Origin of the sequence: Streptomyces sp. NBC_00390 (genome assembly GCF_036057275.1) — a bacterium.
Classification (GTDB): Bacteria; Actinomycetota; Actinomycetes; order Streptomycetales; family Streptomycetaceae; genus Streptomyces.
In genome coordinates this window covers 7,755,692-7,772,048 of sequence record NZ_CP107945.1, presented here as the reverse complement: position 1 = coordinate 7,772,048, position 16,357 = coordinate 7,755,692, and the positions used below count along the sequence as shown (strand labels likewise).

Genomic DNA, 16,357 nt, shown 5'->3' with positions numbered 1-16,357 from the left:
CACTGATCCGCGTGACACAGCCCGAGCCGAACGACACCCAGCCCGGCCCTGTGCGAGTGCTCGTCTTCGGCGCCGCACTACGCACCGAGTCCACCAATGCCCGCCTCGCCTCCCTCGCCGCGCGCCTGATCGCCGATGCGGGAGCCACCGTCGACCTCGCCGCCATGCATGACTTCGCCATGCCCTCGTACGACGGCGACGCGGAGGCCGCCGAAGGGCTGCCGGACGGCGCGCTCGCTCTCCGCGACCGGCTCGAGGCGTGCGACGCCTTCGCCATCGCCTCCCCGGAGTACAACGCCTCGCTGCCCGGAGTCCTGAAGAACGCAATCGACTGGGTCTCACGCGTGCGGCCCCAGCCGTTCAAGGACAAACACGCGCTGCTGCTCTCCGCCTCCCCGTCCATGGTCGGCGGCAACCGAGGGCTGTGGACGCTGCGGATCCCCCTGGAACACCTCGGCACGCGCGTCTATCCGGACATGTTCAGCCTCGCGCGGGCCCATCAGGGTTTCACGGACGACGGTCTGCTCGCCGACCCCGGCCTCCAGCAGCGTCTCGCCGACACCGTCACCGCCTTCCTTCACCTCGTCGAGGCCGACGTGCGATACGTATGCCTGCAGCGCCGGTGGTACGAGTTCCTGGGCGACCGGACCGAGGCGCCCATCACCCAACGGGCGGAGGATTAGGACCTGTTGGGAAAGTTGATGGCCGGGCTTCTGGATGGAGTGGGAATGCCCGGGCACATGCGGAAGTTGGGCACGACATGACTCAAGGTCCCGGACCCCGTTCCCTGTCCGACGATGCCCTCTCCGAGCTGCTGAGCACTCAGCAGTTCGGCACCCTCGCCACCAACAAGAGCAGTGGCCATCCACATCTCACCACCATGCTCTACAACTGGGACGCCGAAGCGCGCATCGTGCGGTTCTCCACCACTGCCGACCGCATCAAGGTCAAGCAACTCCGGCGTGACCCACGCGCGGCCGTACATGTTCCGGGCGGCGACGTGTGGTCGTTCGCCGTGGCCGAGGGTGAGGCCGAGGTCTCCGAGATCACGACCACGCCGGGGGATGCGATCGGGCGAGAGCTGCTCGCGATGGTCCCAGAGGCCGCGAAGCCGCAGGATGAGGATGCGTTCTTGGAGCAGTTGGTCGCCGAGCACCGTGTGGTCGTCCGGCTGAAGGTGTCCCGGCTGTACGGGACGGCACTCGACATCAACGGCTGACACTGGTCAGAGCCGCTTGCTGACAGCTGCGACCAGCACGGTCGCCTCATAGGTGGCGAGGAGGCCGAGCAGTGACCCGAGGAGGACCCCGCCACCGAGCAACAGCAGCAGCGGGCTTCCCGAGCCACCGTCAGTTCCCGACTGCGACCTTCAGGGCACGAGGCAGGACAGTGGCGCCGCGTCTGCGTGCGTGACACCCTGGTGACCGTGATCATCAGGGTGAGTGAGGCACGCGTACGTCCTGACCGTTTCGAGGCATTCCGCGACATGATCGTCTCTGCGGTACGCGAGTTTCCCAGCCGCTACCCAGGGCTGGTGGACCACGAGGTACTGCTCGCGCCGCCTGATTCGCTGCTGTACGTCAGTCGCTGGCGCAGCGAGCAGGATTTGGTCGGCTACGCCGGCGAGCACTGGCGTGACCAGCCCGTGGTTCTGCCGGGCGAGGACGAGTACCTCGTTGCACCACTTCAGGTACGGCACTTCACGCTCGCTTCCCTGAAGCTAGGCCGTGTTTGAAATGTGCTTACAACGCCTGGCGTATCAAGGTGAGTTGAACGGTAGCTTCGTAGCGGACGGCGAGTTTTTCCTAGCGCGTCGCGACCCCTTTCGCCTGCTTGAGGAGCCCAATCCGGCATTCGACTTTGTGCCTGGCCTTGTATCGCTCACGGCCACGAGCCATTCCAAGATCGTTTCAGATCTTGATCAACACCTTGGTCACGCGTCCTAGCTCTGCGTCGGGTTGCTGTGCAGCTTGCGCCGTTCCCGGCGGTTGGGGTGGCGGATGACCACTCCTCCCGAGCCGCCGGACCCAGTGAGCCGGATCAGCGGAGTTCCCGGGAGCCGGTCGGGAGTGGTCTTGTCCGTCAGGCCGCCGACGCCGGGATCCATGCCGCCGGTGTCTGCGGCCCAGGCATCGGGGATGACGATCGTGACGCCAGATGTCTCCCCGTACGCCTCCACTGCGACCTCCGTGAGGCGGCACTGGACCCGAGTGAAGTCAACCTTCACACCCCCCACGCCGCCGTGAGCGATCACATGCCCGGGAACCTCCCAGCGCCCGGGGCCTTGAGACGCGCCATACATACCGCCCTTGAGTACCAGCGGCGGCCGGCTCTCAGAGGAATCCAGCCTCGGCAAGTCGGCGGTCAGGACGGCCAACTCGGCGTGAGTCTTGGACTTCAGAGCCTGCTCCAGGCGTGAATCCAGCTCATCGAGATCGATTCGCCCCTCGGCTGCCGCATCGCGCAGCTGCTCCACCACTGCTTCCCGGTCGTCGTGAGAGGCGCGGAGCTCTCCGGATGGAGCAGGGCGCGGAGAGGGATCCGGAGGCTGGACAGTCATGGCCACAAGGATAAGCCCCATCCCGATCACACCGTCCAGGCCTGGGAGTTGCACCGCTACCTGTGCCGGCGCAACGCCAACGCACAGCACCCCTACGCCCTGGCCGCCCAGCGACGCGAACGCGCCCGAATCCGCAGCGAGAAGGGCGTCCGCCGGGGCGGACGGCCCGTCTCCCACGACACCGGGCTCTACGGCGACTGACACGGTTGAACGCCGCATCAACAAGTTCAAGGAATGGCGCGGACTGGCCACCCGCTACGGCTCTAAGCAGGCGCCCCGTCGGCCCGGCGGGCAGCCGCGGCACGCGCCGGGACGTAGGCCCACAGCGCGATTCCGATGAAGATCACCTGCTCGGGAATCCTGAACCACAGCGGCGTCGCCGGCTCCCCGTTGAACGGTATCTGCTCGACGGCCGCGTGGATGTTGGCCGGGAGCATCGGGACGAACAGCGCGGCGAGGCCGAGCCCGGCCGCCGGCCGGGTGGCCTCCCGGACGAGTCCGGCGGCGCCAAGGAGTTCCAGGACGCCCGTCGCGTAGACCGCGAGGCGGGGGAACGGCACGAACGGCGGAACCATCGCGACCATGTCGTGGTGGCCGGGCATAGGGCCGAGGGCGGACGGGACGAAGTGCGCGCTCGCCGTGAACACCAGCATGACCGCGAGGCCGTGCAGGACGGAGACCCGCCAGGTCGCGAACCGTCCGACGCCGAACGCGCCGAGCAGCCGGAACAGCACGGTAGGAACGGCGATGAGCATGAGGGTGCCGAACATGAGAGGAGAATCCTTTCGGTAGGTCGGTCGTGTTCAGGCCGCGGTGACGAACAGGCCCGCGCCGTACGCCCGGCGGGCGGACAAGACGAGGCCGTCAGGGTCGGCCGGGCCGCCGTCCTCGACGACCTGCCGCGCGCGGGGACTGGTGAGACCCGGGCTGATGTTGTGCGCCGCCGGCGATGATCCCCCGGCTAAAGAGCGGACCCTGGTGACGTCCAACCTGGGAGCGGCGTTCGGGCGCGGCCGTGCCGGCCACTCGGAGACCTTCGGGGGCGTGGGCAGCGCGACGTCGAGCGTCAGACGGGTCTGCCGCCCGTGTCGCCGGCGTCGGCCTGCGTCTTCTCGGCGAGGCTGCGTTTGGCTTCGTCCCAGGTGATCGGCAGGTGCTCGGCGTAGGTTTCCCAGAAGGCGAAGGTCGATTGCCGCATCTTGGGTCGCATGGAACGCATGGCACAGCCGTGCGGGTCGGTGTCGGCGTACGTGGAAAGCGCGCCGCGGTCCTGCCAGGCGGAGAAGTAGAAGATCCGTCGCAGGGGTTGCGCGTCAGCGAGGCGCCCGGTGCGGTCTTCACCTGGCGCCAGGAGGACATGGAGAGCATCAGAAAGCGGGGGCGTCCGTGAGGGACCGCAGTTCAAAACGGGACGCCATGACGAGTATCCGGGCCTGTGACGGCTCGGAGTTCGGGGTGATCCGTCCTAATGTGGGCACGGCGACGGGCCTCTTTCGGAAGGTTGAGCGGATGGACAGTGCAGCAGAATGGATAATAGCGCTATCCATTATCTGTTGCCGAGGAAGTGAGTAGATGAAGGTCTCCGAGCTCAGTCGACGCACCGGCGTACAAGTGCCGCTGATCAAGTACTACCTGCGCGAAGGGCTGCTGCCTCCGGGGCGCCCCACCGCGTCCAACCAGGCTGACTACGGCGAAGACCACGTGCACCGGCTCCGGTTCATCCGCACCCTGATCGGGACACGCGGCCTGTCGACCAGCGCGACGAAAGAGATCCTGGACGCGATCACCGCCGAACAAGAGGATCTGCACCAGGTCTTCGGGATAGCGCTGGGCGTACGTCCTACCAAGAAGGAGGAGGACACCGGCACGGAACGGCCCTCGAAGGAGCCGGAGCCGGCGGGCCTGGCCGACGCACGCAAGCTGATCGCCGAGATGGAGTGGGAAGTCTCCCAGGGCAACCCGGCCGCGCACACCCTTGCAGAGGTCCTGGCCGCACTCGCCGACCTGGGCGCGGACATCGACTGGCGCGGCCTGCTGCCCTACGCCCGACTCGCCGACAGCATCGCCGACGTGGACGTGCAGCAGATGCGCGGCGAGCGCGACCTGCTGGCCCAAGCCGAGCGGGCCGTTCTGGTCTCGATCCTCCTCGAACCCGCCCTGTTGGCTCTCCGCCGACTGGCCCAGGAAGCCAAGTCGGCCCGACACTTCGGCGGCAGCCGGCCCGGCGAGGCGAACTCAACCTGAACGTAGGGGGGCTGGTGCCAGGAAATGTGCCGACCCACTCGTGTACTTCACCCGGTCGTCCCGCGAGCCCGCTGCCAGATCGTCCCGGGCCCGCCAACAGGCCGGCTACGTATATGGGCGACAGCGCCTGTCCCGTCGGCGATTGTCAGCGAGACCACGGATTTGCTGATTCGCTGCTGAAGATTCACCTTCACTGCTGACGAAGCCGCGGATCCTGGAGCCACTGTAGGTTCTGCTGCTTCATGAGCACTGGCTCCTGCGAAAACGCCAGAATCCGCGCACCGTGAGCAGCGACCGTGTCGGTGGATACTGAGCAATCGGTGGCTCTCCACAATCGGGGCCGGTGACAGCGAGTGAGGTATCCATAGTCGTGCCGAACCTCAGTGTCGGTAACCGGACTTCACCGGCTACGTGAGAGTCGCTGGCTCGACGAGCTGCTGCGGCTGGCCCGCGGCGCAGGCTCCTGCCGGGTGTGAATACTCGTTGCCATGGTTGTCGGGAGCACGATCGCCGTCGTCGGGCGGATCTCCGGCCGAGACCAGTTGCGGCATCCCGGCCGGGCCGCCGGTGATGTGTGCGGAGGCGCTGTCGGCCCCGGCGGCGTGGGTGTAGAAGAGGCCGAGAAGCAGGGCGGCCAGCTACAGCAGTCGCAAAGGGGCCGCCATGAAGCGACTCCGTGCTCGCGAGGCCACCGGCCAAGGTGACGATCGTGAGGGCGCGGATGCGGTCGGTGCCCCACCAGCGGGTGATGGCAGCGAACGCGGGTTGGTAGAACGTGGCGGCCATGACGATGCCGGCTGCCATCCAGGCGGCGAAGAAGACCGCCAGGTTCGGGGAAGCGGCGATGGCGACCAGGGAGAGGACCGCGAGGACGGAGCCGGTGGTCATGACAGCGTGCGGGCCGCGCCGGTCCAGGATGCGGCCGACCGGGATCCCGGTGGCCGCCGAGGTCAGAAGCGCCACGGAGAAGCACCGGTGGTCGCTCCTGCGGACCGGCCGGTGTCGGCGGTGATGCGCGACAGCAGTACCGGAAAGGCGTAGTGGACGATTCCCCAACTGGTGATCTGCGTGGCGCACAGGGCGGGGAGGACGGCGTGAGGCCGCGACCAGTCCCCTGTTCCGGTCGCGGCCTCTTGGGTGTGTAGGTCGGTCATCGAGGTCAGCAGCAGCCGCCGGCGGTGACCGGTTCGCGTGCGTCGGTGTCGGCGGTGGCCGGGCCGGCGCAGCAGGTGCTGCCCTGCTGCTTGGCCAGGGTGTCGGCGTCGGCCTTGACGACGTACACCTCCCAGGGTTCCTGGCCGGGGCCGTGGACCCAGACCTTGTCCTGAAGGGCGTAGCAACAGCTGGTGTCGGTCTCCTCCGCGGTGGCCAGGCCCGCCTCGCTCAGGCGGGTGGTGGCCGAGTGGACGGCCTCGGTGCTGTCGACTTCGACTCCGAGGTGATCCATGCGGGTGTCCTCTCCCGCTGTGCCCTCGATGAGGACGAGCTTGAGCGGGGGCTCGGCGATGGCGAAGTTTGCATAGCCATCACGGAGTTTGGCCGGCTCGCTGCCGAAGAGCTTGGTGTAGAAGGCGACGGACGCGGCGAGGTCGGGTACGCGCAGGGCGAGTTGTATGCGGGACATGGAGAGCCTCCTCGGGATGGGTGTGCGTCAGCAGCCGCCGGAAGTGGCCGGACCGCCGACGCCGATCTGGATGGTGGCCGGGGCCGCGCAGCAGCCGCCGCCGTCGCCGGCCTGCGCGCCCTCGGGCTCGTCGAACAGCCCTGCCCCGCCGCACACGCCCGTTTCGGGGAGCGTCAACTCCACGCGTTCGGCGGCTTCCTGGTCGCCTGCGAGTGCGGCGGCGATGGACCTGACCTGCTCGTAGCCGGTCATGGCGAGGAAGGTGGGGGCGCGACCGTAGGACTTCATGCCGACCAGGTACACGTCCTTCTCCGGATGGGACAGCTCGTTGACGCCGTGCGGGTAGACGGTGCCGCAGGAGTGGACATTCGGGTCGATCAGCGGGGCCAGGTCGGCCGGCGCCTGGAGGCGCTCGTCCAGGCCGAGTCGCAGCTCCGCGAGGAACGAGAGGTCGGGGCGCAAGCCGGTCAGGACGATGACCTCGTCGACCGGGTCGAGGCGCCGGCCGTCCTCCGCCGTCAGGACGAGCCGACCGTCGGCATGGTCGACAGCCGCAGTGCGGAAGCCGGTGACGGCATCGGCGTATCCGTCGTCCACCGCGGCCTTGGCCGCGAGGCCGAGTGCACCGCGGGCGGGGAGCTGGTCGGCTTCGCCGCCGCCGAAGGTGGATCCGCCGATGCCCCGGCGCAGGATCCATACGGCGTGGGTGCCGGGGGCGTCCTTGGCGAGGTCGGCGAGGTAGGCCAGGGCAGTGAACGCGGAGGCGCCGGAGCCGATGACGGCGGTGCGCTTGCCCTCGTAGCGGGCGCGTACGGCTGGGTCCTTGAGGTCGGGGACGCGGTAGGAGATGCGGTCGGCTGCGGTGCGTTCGCCGAGCGCGGGCAGGCCGTCGCCGCCGATCGGACTCGGAGTGGACCAGGTGCCGGAGGCGTCGATGACGGCGCGGGCGGTGATCCGCTCCTCGGTGCCGTCGGCGCCCTGGATGTGCAGGGTGAAGGGCTGCTGATGGCGGTCGGCGTCCACGACCCGGTCGCGGCCGAGCCGGGAGACACCGGCGACGCGGGCGCCGAAGCGGACCCTGTCGCCCAGAACGTCGGCAAGCGGGCGGAGGTACTGCTCGGCCCAGTCGCCGCCGGTGGGGTACGTGGCGCCGTCCGGCTTCACCCAGCCGGTGGGGGCCAGGAGCTTCTCGGCGGCCGGGTCGACGAGCTCGGCCCAGGTGGAGAACAGCCGCACATGGCTCCACTCGCGCACGGCACTGCCTGCACCGTCTCCGGCCTCCAGGACCAGGGGCTCGAGGCCGCGTTCGACGAGGTGTGAGGCGGCGGCCAGGCCGATCGGGCCGGCTCCGATCACCACGATGGGCAACGCGGCGGTGGGCACCTCGGTAATCGGCACAGTCACGATGACTCCCCATTCTGTTTCGACATCCGTCGATGGCTTGCGTTGTCAGCATGGCACCTGCTTCGATGAACGTCAACATAGACATGCATCAAAACAGGTGGTGTGAGTGATGAAGCCTCTCGACGTCGTCGTCATCGGTGGTGGACAGTCCGGCCTCGCCGCGGCATACGCCCTGCGCGGCCAGGGCCGGACTCCGGTAGTGCTGGAGGCCTCGGAGAAGGCGGCGGGTTCCTGGCCGCACTACTACGACAGCCTCACCCTCTTCTCTCCGGCGAGGTACAGCTCCCTGCCTGGCCTGCCCTTCGGCGGTGACCCGGACCGCTATCCGCACCGGGATGAGGTGGTCGCCTATCTGCTGCGATACGCGGGCCGGCTGGACGCCGAGATCCGTACCGGCCACCGTGTGAGCGAAGTCAACACCCAGGCAGGCGGGTTCCTGCTGACCCTCGACGACGGAAGCGAGCTGACCGCACGCGCCGTGGTGGCCGCCACCGGCGGCTTCGGCAGCCCCAACCGCCCCGCCCTGCCCGGCCTGGACTCCTTCACCGGCGCCGTCTTGCATGTCACGGACTACCGGGCACCCGGGCCGTTCACCGGACAGCGGGTGGTTGTCGTCGGCGCGGGTAATTCCGCCGTTCAGGTCGCGGCCGAGCTTGCCGCCCATGCACGCGTCAGCCTCACCAGCCGGGCACCCGTGGAGTGGTTCAAGCAGAGTCCGCTGGGCGGCAAGGACCTGCACTTCTGGCTCAAGATCACCGGCCTGGACATCGCCCCGCTCGGTCGCTTCCAGCGCACTCCGGCGACCATGGCCGTCATCGACGACGGCCGCTACAAAGCTGCTGTCGTCGCCGGTATCCCCGATCGCCGCCCGATGTTCACCGGCATCGACGGCTCGAAAGTGACCTGGCAGGACGGGACGGTCGAGCACGTCGACACGATCGTGCTGGCCACCGGCTACCGGCCCGACCTCGGCTACCTCGCACCCCTCGGCGCACTCGACGATCAGGAAAGGCCGCGCCACCGCGACGGAATCTCGCTCACTCACCCCGGCCTGGCCTTTGTAGGCCTGGAGTGGCAGCGCAGCCTGTCCTCGGCATCCCTGCGCGGCGTCGGCCGCGACGCCCGGCGCATCGCATGCCGCCTGGCCGCGGATCTCTCCCGGCGGTAGGAGTGCTGCGGCTGACCCTGGGCGGTTGGTTCGATGTATGTCAACATAGACGTATGTCGAATGCGAAGGTGCTGCCGCTGCTCGAACCCGCCGCCGGGAAGGTCGTTGCGCCGTGCTGCCCGCCGCTGACCGAGCGGCCCATGTCTGCAGAGGAGGCCGAGACCGCCGCGAAGATGTTCAAGGCGCTCGGCGACCCGGTGCGCCTCCGGCTCTTCTCCGCTGTCGCCTCGCACGAGGGCGGAGAGGCGTGCGTGTGCGACATCTCCGATGTGGGCGTTTCCCAGCCCACGGTCTCCCATCACCTGAAGAAGCTCAAAGAAGCCGGGCTGCTCACCTCCGAACGGCGCGGCACCTGGGTCTATTACCGGGTCGAGCCCTCTGTGCTCGCCGCCATGGGGAAACTCCTCACCACCGCCGTAGCGGCCTGACCATCTTCAGCAGCGGGGATACCACCATCGTGCCCTGCCACACCGGCCGATCGTCCATGGTGATCGCGTCCCTGACCGCCGAGCACGCCGATCAGGTTCTGGCCATCTACAAGGCAGGCATCGACGAAGGAAAGGGTTCCGGGTGATCGGCACCCGCGAGCGCATCGGGCGTCACCACGGAGTGTGGCGTGACGTCGTGCTGCTGGAGTGCCGCAGCCCGGCGATCAGCTGAACCTCGCGCCGGTCCGGGGTGGGCGGCCAAGATCAGCGACCGTTCGCGAGGGTGAGCTGTCGGTAGTGGAAGTCGAAGTGCTGGGTCGGATACCGGTAGATGTCCGCGAGCGTCATGAAGTCGCGGAAGAACGGGTCCCACCGGACGGGGTAGTGCATGCCACGCGCAAGGCCGGCCTCGGACTCTGCGGCGAGCCGCCGGAGCAGGGAGGCGATGACGCGGTCGAACGTGGCGGCCATGCGGCGCGGCCCAAAGATCTTCACCGCTCCGACGGGGCCGACATAGTTGACGAAGTCGAACGGGACCGTCGCCGCATTCAGCAGTCGAGCGAACGTCCTGCCGACACCGCGGGGCAACCGCCCGAAGAGGCGTCCCAGGACCAGCAGTGGCCGGAGCAGCATGTAGCCGAAGAGCATGTGCCACAGCAGCTGCTCGTTGGTCCATCGGGTGCCGCAGGTGGGGCGGGCCAAGTCGGCTTCAGAGGCGGTCTCCAGCAGACGGTGGAAGGTCTGCCGAGCGCGCTCGTAATCGTCGTACACGGCCTGCCGGTCCATCGGATACGCGTTCGCCATTGCCTGCTGCTCTCGGTCGACAATCCGGCAGTGATGATGCCCGGTTACGAGGCTGGGCGGCACCCCTCCGGCGCGGGGGGCTCCCCGGCCACATAAGAGCCGGGCAGTCGGATGTTCAGGCGCACTCTGCGCTGCGAGTGTCCAATGGGACCGGTGATTACGACACCCAGTGTTCGCCTGGGCTTCGCCCGACGACTCCGAATATCGCTGACCATCTATTCAACTGGCGAAGAGGCGTCGGCGTGCCTCTCGGGCCGACGCCTCGGCGTCGGCGGTTCGCACGCCATCAGGAGACTGGGGGAGCACGGTGGAGCATCGGCGCAAGGACCGCAGACGATTCCTGCCCATGGGGGCAGCCGTAGCTGCTGTGACGGCGTGCGCGGTGGCGGGTGCGGTCGTAGTGGCGTTGGGCGACTTCGGCGATGCCACCGACAAGGACGACCGCGCCACCCTGCCACCCCCGGCTCGGATCGCATGTGCCAAGGACGGGAAGCTGCCTGGTTCGGGGTCGACGGCACAGGACAACGCGATGGACCGTTGGATCCAGGAGTACCAGCGTGCCTGTCCCTCGGTGCAGATCGCGTACAGACCCGTGGGTTCCGGAGCCGGTGTGGCTCAGTTTCTGCGGCAGGCTACGGCTTTCGGCGGAACCGACAGCGCGCTGAAGCCCGACGACGTCGAGAATTCGAGGCAGGTCTGCCCGGGCGGCAGGGCGATCGACCTGCCGATGGTCGGCGGGCCCATAGCCATCGGCTACAACCTCACCGGCGTGGACCAGCTCGTGCTCGACGCCGAGACGCTTGCGAAGATCTTCGATTCCGAGATCACGAACTGGGCGGATCCGGCAATCAGGGAGCTGAATCCAGGGGTCAAGCTGCCTGACTTGAAGATTCAGGCAGTTCATCGGTCCGACGACTCCGGCACCACACAGAACCTCAATGCCTACTTCTCCGGCGCTGCCTCGCAGGAGTGGCCGTATGCGAAGGAGAAGGCGTGGCAGGCCAAGGGCGGCCACTCAGCGGCCGGCTCCGACGGCGTGGCAACCACGGTGGCCGACACCAACGGCGCGATCGGCTACTTCGAGCTCTCCTTCGCCGCCCGTCTGAATATCCCTACTGTCAAGATCGACACAGGTGCCTCGCAGCCTGTCGGGCCCAGTCCGCAATCGGCGTCGGCCGGCATCGCCAGCGCGGAAGTGACAGGCAAGGACGATGACATGGCGCTCAAGTTCGACTACGCCACCAAGGCCGAAGGTGCCTACCCCATCGTCCTGGTCACCTACGAAATCGTCTGCAATACCGGCAACCGGGCCGAGACGCTTCCTGCCCTGAAGTCCTTCCTCACCTACACGGCCGGCGAGGAAGGCCAAAGGATTCTTCCCAGCATCCACTACGCGCCGCTGCCCGAGAAGGTCGCTGTTCGGGTGCGGCAGGTGATCCGCACGCTGTCCTGACTGTCTTCCACGCGGGCGCCTTAGGCCGATCGCTCTTCAGCGGCGGAGAAGTTGGTCGATCTCGCGGGCGGCGTCGCGTGCGGGGCCGCCGACACCGATCAAGGTTGCCGATGCGGGGCCGGTCCAGTCGCCGTAGCCGAGCAGATGGACGCGGGGTTCGCTGGTGGCGCGTGTGCCGCTGGTGGGGACGTGGCCGCGTGCTCCCCGCAGACCGAGCGGGGCGAGGTGTGACAGGGCTGGGCGGAAGCCTGTGCACCAGATGACCGTGTCCGCGTCCGTGCGGGTGCCGTCAGCCCACTCCACGCCGTGCCGGGTGAGGCGGGTGAACATCGGTGCCGCCCTGAGGAGTCCGGCGTCGCGTGCCTTGCGGACGGGTTCCACGGCCACGATGTCCCCCAGGGACGCCACTCCGCCGGTGTCAGCCCGGCCTTCGTCCAGAGCGCGGCGACGAACGGTGGCCGTGTCGAACAGCGCGCGGCCGTCGATGTCGTCGGGGAGGAAACGCGGGGGGCGCTGCGTGGCCCACATCAGGTCGGTGTGCGGAGCGAGGTCCGCGGCGATCTGTGCCCCGGAGTTGCCGCCGCCGACCACGATCACACTCCCCCAGCCCTCGGCCGGGGGGACCCCCAGCCCGGCGAGGTCCTGTGGATTGCGGTACTCGAGCGTGTGGAGCCGAGTTCCCCCCGAAGACGGCACGGCCCGGAACGGCGGGGACGAATGGGCGTGACCAGCTTCCCGTCGCGCTGATGACGGCGCGGGTGCGCCGGCTTCCGGTGTCGGCCGCGATCCGCAAGTACGGGCCGTCGCGGCGGACGCCGTGAACCTCGACGCCATGCTGCACGGGAAGTCCGTACCGCTTCTCGTAGTCGGCGAGGTAGTCGACGACGTGCTGTAGGTCGGGGTAGGTCTCACCCTCCTGCGGTGGCATGAGCCGGCCCGGCAGTGACGAATAGGCCGCAGGGGAGAACAGGCGCAGGGAGTCCCATGTGTGCTGCCAGGCGCCGCCCGGTGTGACGTCCGCGTCGAGGACGACGAAGTCCAGGCCGAGGAGGCGCAGGTGATAGCCGGCGGCGAGCCCTGCCTGGACGCCGCCGACCACCACTACCTGAGTTGTGTCGGTCATGCCCCGGTCTGCGGGACGGTCTTGCCCCGCATGAAGATGACTGCCACCAGAGCCAGGCCGACGACGGCGCCGGTGAGCTGGGCTCCGATGAACGCCGGGACCGAGCCGGGGGCGATGCCGGCGAAGGTGTCGGTGAAGGCGCGGCCGATCGTCACCGCCGGGTTGGCGAAGGACGTGGACGAGGTGAACCAGTAGGCCGCGCCGATGTACGACGCGACGGCCACGGGTGCGAAGCGGAGTCGGTCGGTACGCGCCAGGCCGAAGATCAGAAGGATCAGCCCGGCAGTGGCGACGACCTCGCCGAGCAGCAGGTTGCCGGCGGAACGCTCGTGCGTGGACCACTTCACCAGCGGCTCGCCGAACATCGCGTCGGCCAGCACGGCTCCGGCGATCGCACCGATCACCTGGGCGGGGACGTACACGGCCGTCTCGCGGGCGGAGACTCCCGGGCCGCCGCGGCGGGCGGTCCACCACTCGGCGAGTGTGACGGCCGGGTTGAAGTGCGCACCGGAGACCGGGCCGAGCAGGGCGATCAGCACGCCCAGACCGAAGACCGTGGCGATCGAATTCGCGAGCAGTTGCAGGGCGACGTCATCGGTCAGCTGGGTGGCTTGGATGCCGGAGCCGACCACGACCGCGACCAGGGCGGCGGTCCCGACCAGTTCGGCGGCGGCCTTGGCGACCAGCGGTGTGCGGGGCGGTGTCGCGCCCGGGGCGGGCTGGGGCTCGGCGGACGGCGTGCCGGACTCCGCAGGGGTCTCACGTGTGGCCTCGGCGGTGCTCAACGGGTCTCCTCGGTAAGGGGGCGGCGGGGCGCGTGATCAGGGACAGGCGCGCTTGACGTCGGCTTCGGCGGTGGCGCGGGCGGTGGCTGCGAGTTCGGCGAAGGATCCGGCCAGGGTTTCGATGACGTCCGGTCGCACCTTGTAGTACGTGAAGCGGCCGCAGGGCTCCGTCTCCACGACGCCTGCCTCGCGCAGCACTCTCAGGTGGTTCGAGAGGTTCGTCTGCCGGGCGCCCGTCTCCTCGACGAGGTGCGTGGTGCACAGCGTCTCGCGGGCGAGGAGGGTGACGATCTGGAGCCTGAGCGGGTCTGCCAGTACTCGGATTAGTTCAGTGTCGACTGACGTCATCATGGGCTGATACTGTCACATCAGTGGTGGATGACACCACCGGGTGCTGATGTCATGCGTGCCTGATTTTCTCCATTGAGACAAGAGAGACCCCTGATGGCCGAGAAGCCCTCCGTCCTTTTCGTCTGTGTCCACAACGCCGGCCGTTCGCAGATGGCCGCCGCATGGCTGACCCACCTGGCCGGGGACCGCGTCGAGGTCCGCTCCGCCGGCTCCGCGCCGGCCGACCAGGTCAACCCCGCGGCCGTCGAGGCGATGCGCGAGGTCGGGATCGACATCACCGCCGAGACGCCGAAGATTCTGACTGTGGACGCGGTCAAGGCGTCGGACGTGTGCATCACCATGGGCTGCGGTGACACCTGCCCGGTCTTCCCCGGCAAGCGGTACCTGGACTGGACCCTGGAGGACCCGGCGGGCCAGGGCGTCGAGTCCGTACGGCCCATCCGGGACGAGATCAAGAAGCTTGTCGAGGGTCTGATCGAGGAGATCGCCCCGGAGAAGACCGCATGAGCGCAGGGGCCGACATACGCGAGGTCATCGTCATCGGCTCCGGCCCCGCCGGATACACCGCCGCCCTCTACACCGCCCGGGCGCAGCTGAAGCCCCTCGTCTTCGGCGGGGCGGTCTTCGTCGGCGGTTCGCTGACCACGACCACCGAAGTCGAGAACTTCCCCGGCTTTCCCGACGGCGTCGACGGACCGGTCCTCATGGAGAACATGCGGGCCCAGGCCGAGAGGTTCGGCGCGGAGATCGTCGAGGACGACGTCGTCTCCGTCGACCTGACCGGCGGGATCAAGGAAGTCACCGACTCCGCCGGTACGGTCCACCGGGCCAAGGCCGTCGTCGTGGCCACGGGCTCCGGCTACCGCAAGCTCGGCCTGCCGCTCGAGGAAGAGCTGTCGGGCCGCGGGGTCTCCTGGTGCGCGACCTGTGACGGGTTCTTCTTCCGTGACCGCGACATCGTGGTGGTCGGTGGCGGGGACACCGCGATGGAAGAGGCCACCTTCCTCACCCGTTTCGCCAAGTCGGTCACCGTCGTCCACCGCCGCAGCGCGCTGCGCGCCTCGCAGGTGATGCAGAACCGCGCCTTCGCCGACGACAAGATCTCCTTCGCCTTCGACAGCGAGATCGCTGAGATCAAGGAGGAGGGCGGGATGCTCTCCGGTCTGGTCCTGCGCGACACGTTCACCGGCAGGACCCGGGACCTGAATGCGACCGGCCTGTTCATCGCCATCGGCCACGATCCGCGCACCGAACTGTTCAAGGGCCAGCTGGAGCTGGACGCCGAGGGCTACCTGAAGGTCGAAGCGCCCTCCACCCGAACGAACATCCCGGGCGTCTTCGCCGCCGGCGACGTCGTCGACCACACCTACCGGCAGGCCATCACCGCCGCCGGCAGTGGCTGCGCCGCGGCCCTGGACGCCGAGCGGTACCTTGCCGCACTCGCGCACGACAGGCCCGGGCAGCCGGAAATGGCCTCGGCCACCGTCTGACCACCTGAAGGAGGAGGCAATCATGGCCCTCAAGAGCGTGACGGACGACTCCTTCGAGTCGGACGTCCTCACCAGCGACAAGCCGGTACTCGTCGACTTCTGGGCAGCCTGGTGCGGCCCGTGCCGACAGCTCGCACCGTCACTGGTGAAGATCGCCGAGGAGCACGGCGACAAGATCGAGATCGTCAAGCTCAACATCGACGAGAACCCGGAGACCGCCGCCAAGTACGGCGTGATGTCCATTCCGACGATGAACCTCTACGTCGGCGGCGAGGTCACCAAGAGCATCGTCGGCGCCAAGCCGAAGGCAGCCATCGAGCGCGAACTCGACGGCATTCTGGGCTGACAGTCCACTGCGGCGGGGCTGCCGATGCCGCAGTCCCGCTGAAGAACGGACCGCCTGCGGTGATGCATGACGGTGCCACCGCACGGCACAGGCCCGCCCCCTCTCTTCCAGAGGGGGCGGGCCCGGTTACCGCAACGGTCAGCCGCTTGTGGGGTCGAGTATGTCCCGGACCCTGCGAAGCCCCTCGACGTTCACGGAGTACCAGACCCAGGTCCCGCGGCGCTCGCGGTCGAGCAGTCCTGCCTCGGTCATGAGCTTGAGATGGTGACTGACGGTCGGCTGCCGAAGGCCGAGGCAGTCGGTGAGGTCGCACACGCATGCCTCACCGGCCGGTGCCCGCTCGATGAGCCTGAGCAACTGCAACCGCGTGGGGTCGGCGATGGCCTTCAGCATGACGGCGAGCCGCTCGGCCTCCTCGCGGTCGATGAGCAGGCAGGAGAGCCCCGGAGTGCACGTCTCGGTCGCTTCCACCGCCGTCTCCGCCGCGCCGTATGTAGTGATAGCCATCTATTCACCATAACGGCGCTACAGGCATGCACCTGGTGTTCGAGGAGGCGAGCGGCCTGTTGTTCACCAA

The 16,357-nt window shown here is 68.4% G+C and carries 19 protein-coding genes and 4 pseudogenes; 12 read left to right on the top strand and 11 right to left on the bottom strand.

Annotation, left to right across the window (positions count from 1 at the left end; translation table 11 throughout):
- Window positions 1-11 precede the first annotated feature (11 nt).
- The 3 genes from OHS70_RS34555 (at window position 12) to OHS70_RS34545 (ending at window position 1,735) form a co-directional block, all read left to right on the top strand.
- On the top strand, window positions 12-683 hold the full coding sequence (locus OHS70_RS34555; protein WP_328404125.1) for an NADPH-dependent FMN reductase: 672 nt from the start codon (window positions 12-14) through the stop codon (window positions 681-683).
- A gap of 77 nt (window positions 684-760) precedes the next feature.
- Window positions 761-1,219 carry a PPOX class F420-dependent oxidoreductase gene (locus OHS70_RS34550; protein ID WP_328404123.1) on the top strand — a complete coding sequence of 153 codons (459 nt, stop codon included), beginning with the start codon at window positions 761-763 and terminating at the stop codon, window positions 1,217-1,219.
- 207 nt (window positions 1,220-1,426) lie between these two features.
- Window positions 1,427-1,735, top strand: a complete 309-nt coding sequence (locus OHS70_RS34545) for an antibiotic biosynthesis monooxygenase family protein (RefSeq protein ID WP_328404121.1) — start codon at window positions 1,427-1,429, stop codon at window positions 1,733-1,735.
- 207 nt (window positions 1,736-1,942) lie between these two features.
- Here OHS70_RS34545 and OHS70_RS34540 read toward each other — a convergent pair whose 3' ends face one another.
- Entirely contained in the window at window positions 1,943-2,560 is a 618-nt protein-coding gene (locus tag OHS70_RS34540) for a DUF1707 SHOCT-like domain-containing protein (protein ID WP_328404119.1), read from the bottom strand.
- Window positions 2,561-2,578: 18 nt separating this feature from the next.
- Between OHS70_RS34540 and OHS70_RS34535 the strand changes: the two are divergent.
- Window positions 2,579-2,761, top strand: a pseudogene (locus tag OHS70_RS34535) (integrase); the annotation flags it as partial.
- Between the two features lie 62 nt (window positions 2,762-2,823).
- Here the strand turns inward: OHS70_RS34535 and OHS70_RS34530 are convergent.
- Together OHS70_RS34530 and OHS70_RS34525 are read right to left on the bottom strand one after the other, a co-directional pair.
- Complete coding sequence (locus tag OHS70_RS34530; protein ID WP_328404117.1) at window positions 2,824-3,330, bottom strand: DoxX family protein; 507 nt, start codon at window positions 3,328-3,330, stop codon at window positions 2,824-2,826.
- Window positions 3,331-3,626: 296 nt separating this feature from the next.
- Window positions 3,627-3,770: a hypothetical protein gene (locus OHS70_RS34525; protein WP_328404115.1), complete on the bottom strand. Its 144-nt coding sequence runs from the start codon at window positions 3,768-3,770 to the stop codon at window positions 3,627-3,629.
- 362 nt (window positions 3,771-4,132) lie between these two features.
- Here OHS70_RS34525 and OHS70_RS34520 point away from each other — a divergent pair, with 362 nt between their 5' ends.
- Window positions 4,133-4,804: a MerR family transcriptional regulator gene (locus OHS70_RS34520; protein WP_328404113.1), complete on the top strand. Its 672-nt coding sequence runs from the start codon at window positions 4,133-4,135 to the stop codon at window positions 4,802-4,804.
- Between the two features lie 675 nt (window positions 4,805-5,479).
- On the opposite strand, the pseudogene OHS70_RS34515 reads toward OHS70_RS34520, so the two are convergent.
- From OHS70_RS34515 to OHS70_RS34505, 3 genes and pseudogenes are all read right to left on the bottom strand, one after another.
- A pseudogene (locus tag OHS70_RS34515) lies at window positions 5,480-5,958 on the bottom strand (MFS transporter); the annotation flags it as partial.
- A gap of 5 nt (window positions 5,959-5,963) precedes the next feature.
- A complete protein-coding gene (locus tag OHS70_RS34510) occupies window positions 5,964-6,428 on the bottom strand; it encodes an ArsI/CadI family heavy metal resistance metalloenzyme (RefSeq protein WP_328404111.1) in 465 nt (154 codons plus the stop codon).
- Between the two features lie 27 nt (window positions 6,429-6,455).
- A complete protein-coding gene (locus OHS70_RS34505; protein WP_328404109.1) occupies window positions 6,456-7,832 on the bottom strand; it encodes an NAD(P)-binding domain-containing protein in 1,377 nt (458 codons plus the stop codon).
- A 109-nt stretch (window positions 7,833-7,941) separates the two neighbouring features.
- Here OHS70_RS34505 and OHS70_RS34500 point away from each other — a divergent pair, with 109 nt between their 5' ends.
- The 3 genes and pseudogenes from OHS70_RS34500 to OHS70_RS34490 form a co-directional block, all read left to right on the top strand.
- Window positions 7,942-9,000, top strand: coding sequence for a flavin-containing monooxygenase (locus OHS70_RS34500; RefSeq protein ID WP_328404107.1), 1,059 nt, complete (start codon window positions 7,942-7,944; stop codon window positions 8,998-9,000).
- A 53-nt stretch (window positions 9,001-9,053) separates the two neighbouring features.
- The gene (locus OHS70_RS34495) at window positions 9,054-9,428 is read left to right on the top strand and encodes an ArsR/SmtB family transcription factor (RefSeq protein ID WP_328404106.1); all 375 of its coding nucleotides are present in this window, start codon (window positions 9,054-9,056) and stop codon (window positions 9,426-9,428) included.
- 124 nt (window positions 9,429-9,552) lie between these two features.
- A pseudogene (locus OHS70_RS34490) lies at window positions 9,553-9,660 on the top strand (GNAT family N-acetyltransferase); the annotation flags it as partial.
- Between the two features lie 32 nt (window positions 9,661-9,692).
- Here the strand turns inward: OHS70_RS34490 and OHS70_RS34485 are convergent.
- Window positions 9,693-10,232, bottom strand: coding sequence for a DinB family protein (locus tag OHS70_RS34485; protein WP_328404104.1), 540 nt, complete (start codon window positions 10,230-10,232; stop codon window positions 9,693-9,695).
- Between the two features lie 307 nt (window positions 10,233-10,539).
- On the opposite strand from OHS70_RS34485, the gene pstS reads away from it, so the two are divergent.
- Complete coding sequence (gene pstS, locus OHS70_RS34480) at window positions 10,540-11,685, top strand: phosphate ABC transporter substrate-binding protein PstS (RefSeq protein WP_328404102.1); 1,146 nt, start codon at window positions 10,540-10,542, stop codon at window positions 11,683-11,685.
- A 36-nt stretch (window positions 11,686-11,721) separates the two neighbouring features.
- Here the strand turns inward: pstS and OHS70_RS34475 are convergent.
- The 3 genes and pseudogenes from OHS70_RS34475 to OHS70_RS34465 all read right to left on the bottom strand — a co-directional run bounded on the left by OHS70_RS34475 (window position 11,722) and on the right by OHS70_RS34465 (window position 13,944).
- Window positions 11,722-12,808 (bottom strand): annotated as a pseudogene (locus OHS70_RS34475) (ArsO family NAD(P)H-dependent flavin-containing monooxygenase).
- Window positions 12,805-13,593, bottom strand: coding sequence for an MIP/aquaporin family protein (locus OHS70_RS34470; protein ID WP_328404100.1), 789 nt, complete (start codon window positions 13,591-13,593; stop codon window positions 12,805-12,807). Before OHS70_RS34470 ends, OHS70_RS34475 begins: the two are co-directional and overlap by 4 nt.
- A gap of 36 nt (window positions 13,594-13,629) precedes the next feature.
- On the bottom strand, window positions 13,630-13,944 hold the full coding sequence (locus OHS70_RS34465; protein ID WP_328404099.1) for an ArsR/SmtB family transcription factor: 315 nt from the start codon (window positions 13,942-13,944) through the stop codon (window positions 13,630-13,632).
- A gap of 93 nt (window positions 13,945-14,037) precedes the next feature.
- On the opposite strand from OHS70_RS34465, the gene OHS70_RS34460 reads away from it, so the two are divergent.
- Genes OHS70_RS34460 through trxA form a run of 3 tightly spaced genes read left to right on the top strand, consistent with a single transcriptional unit; the run spans window position 14,038 to window position 15,780 of the window.
- Window positions 14,038-14,451 carry an arsenate reductase ArsC gene (locus tag OHS70_RS34460; protein WP_328404097.1) on the top strand — a complete coding sequence of 138 codons (414 nt, stop codon included), beginning with the start codon at window positions 14,038-14,040 and terminating at the stop codon, window positions 14,449-14,451.
- Window positions 14,448-15,434 carry a thioredoxin-disulfide reductase gene (trxB, locus tag OHS70_RS34455; protein WP_328404095.1) on the top strand — a complete coding sequence of 329 codons (987 nt, stop codon included), beginning with the start codon at window positions 14,448-14,450 and terminating at the stop codon, window positions 15,432-15,434. The genes OHS70_RS34460 and trxB overlap by 4 nt, the downstream gene beginning before the upstream one ends.
- Before the next feature lie 22 nt (window positions 15,435-15,456).
- Window positions 15,457-15,780: a thioredoxin gene (gene trxA / locus OHS70_RS34450; RefSeq protein ID WP_328404093.1), complete on the top strand. Its 324-nt coding sequence runs from the start codon at window positions 15,457-15,459 to the stop codon at window positions 15,778-15,780.
- 138 nt (window positions 15,781-15,918) lie between these two features.
- Here trxA and OHS70_RS34445 read toward each other — a convergent pair whose 3' ends face one another.
- Window positions 15,919-16,287, bottom strand: a complete 369-nt coding sequence (locus OHS70_RS34445) for an ArsR/SmtB family transcription factor (protein ID WP_328404091.1) — start codon at window positions 16,285-16,287, stop codon at window positions 15,919-15,921.
- Window positions 16,288-16,357 lie beyond the last annotated feature (70 nt).

Excerpts from the sequence above, each read along its gene's own strand:
- OHS70_RS34445 (WP_328404091.1), bottom strand. The coding sequence starts at position 16,287 with ATGGCTATCACTACATACGGCGCGGCGGAGACGGCGGTGGAAGCGACC.
- OHS70_RS34550 (WP_328404123.1), top strand. The coding sequence starts at position 761 with ATGACTCAAGGTCCCGGACCCCGTTCCCTGTCCGACGATGCCCTCTCC.
- OHS70_RS34495 (WP_328404106.1), top strand. The coding sequence starts at position 9,054 with ATGTCGAATGCGAAGGTGCTGCCGCTGCTCGAACCCGCCGCCGGGAAG.
- trxA (WP_328404093.1), top strand. The coding sequence starts at position 15,457 with ATGGCCCTCAAGAGCGTGACGGACGACTCCTTCGAGTCGGACGTCCTC.
- OHS70_RS34465 (WP_328404099.1), bottom strand. The coding sequence starts at position 13,944 with ATGATGACGTCAGTCGACACTGAACTAATCCGAGTACTGGCAGACCCG.
- OHS70_RS34540 (WP_328404119.1), bottom strand. The coding sequence starts at position 2,560 with ATGACTGTCCAGCCTCCGGATCCCTCTCCGCGCCCTGCTCCATCCGGA.
- OHS70_RS34510 (WP_328404111.1), bottom strand. The coding sequence starts at position 6,428 with ATGTCCCGCATACAACTCGCCCTGCGCGTACCCGACCTCGCCGCGTCC.
- OHS70_RS34520 (WP_328404113.1), top strand. The coding sequence starts at position 4,133 with ATGAAGGTCTCCGAGCTCAGTCGACGCACCGGCGTACAAGTGCCGCTG.
- OHS70_RS34530 (WP_328404117.1), bottom strand. The coding sequence starts at position 3,330 with ATGTTCGGCACCCTCATGCTCATCGCCGTTCCTACCGTGCTGTTCCGG.
- OHS70_RS34460 (WP_328404097.1), top strand. The coding sequence starts at position 14,038 with ATGGCCGAGAAGCCCTCCGTCCTTTTCGTCTGTGTCCACAACGCCGGC.
- OHS70_RS34485 (WP_328404104.1), bottom strand. The coding sequence starts at position 10,232 with ATGGCGAACGCGTATCCGATGGACCGGCAGGCCGTGTACGACGATTAC.
- OHS70_RS34500 (WP_328404107.1), top strand. The coding sequence starts at position 7,942 with ATGAAGCCTCTCGACGTCGTCGTCATCGGTGGTGGACAGTCCGGCCTC.
- OHS70_RS34525 (WP_328404115.1), bottom strand. The coding sequence starts at position 3,770 with ATGCGACCCAAGATGCGGCAATCGACCTTCGCCTTCTGGGAAACCTAC.
- trxB (WP_328404095.1), top strand. The coding sequence starts at position 14,448 with ATGAGCGCAGGGGCCGACATACGCGAGGTCATCGTCATCGGCTCCGGC.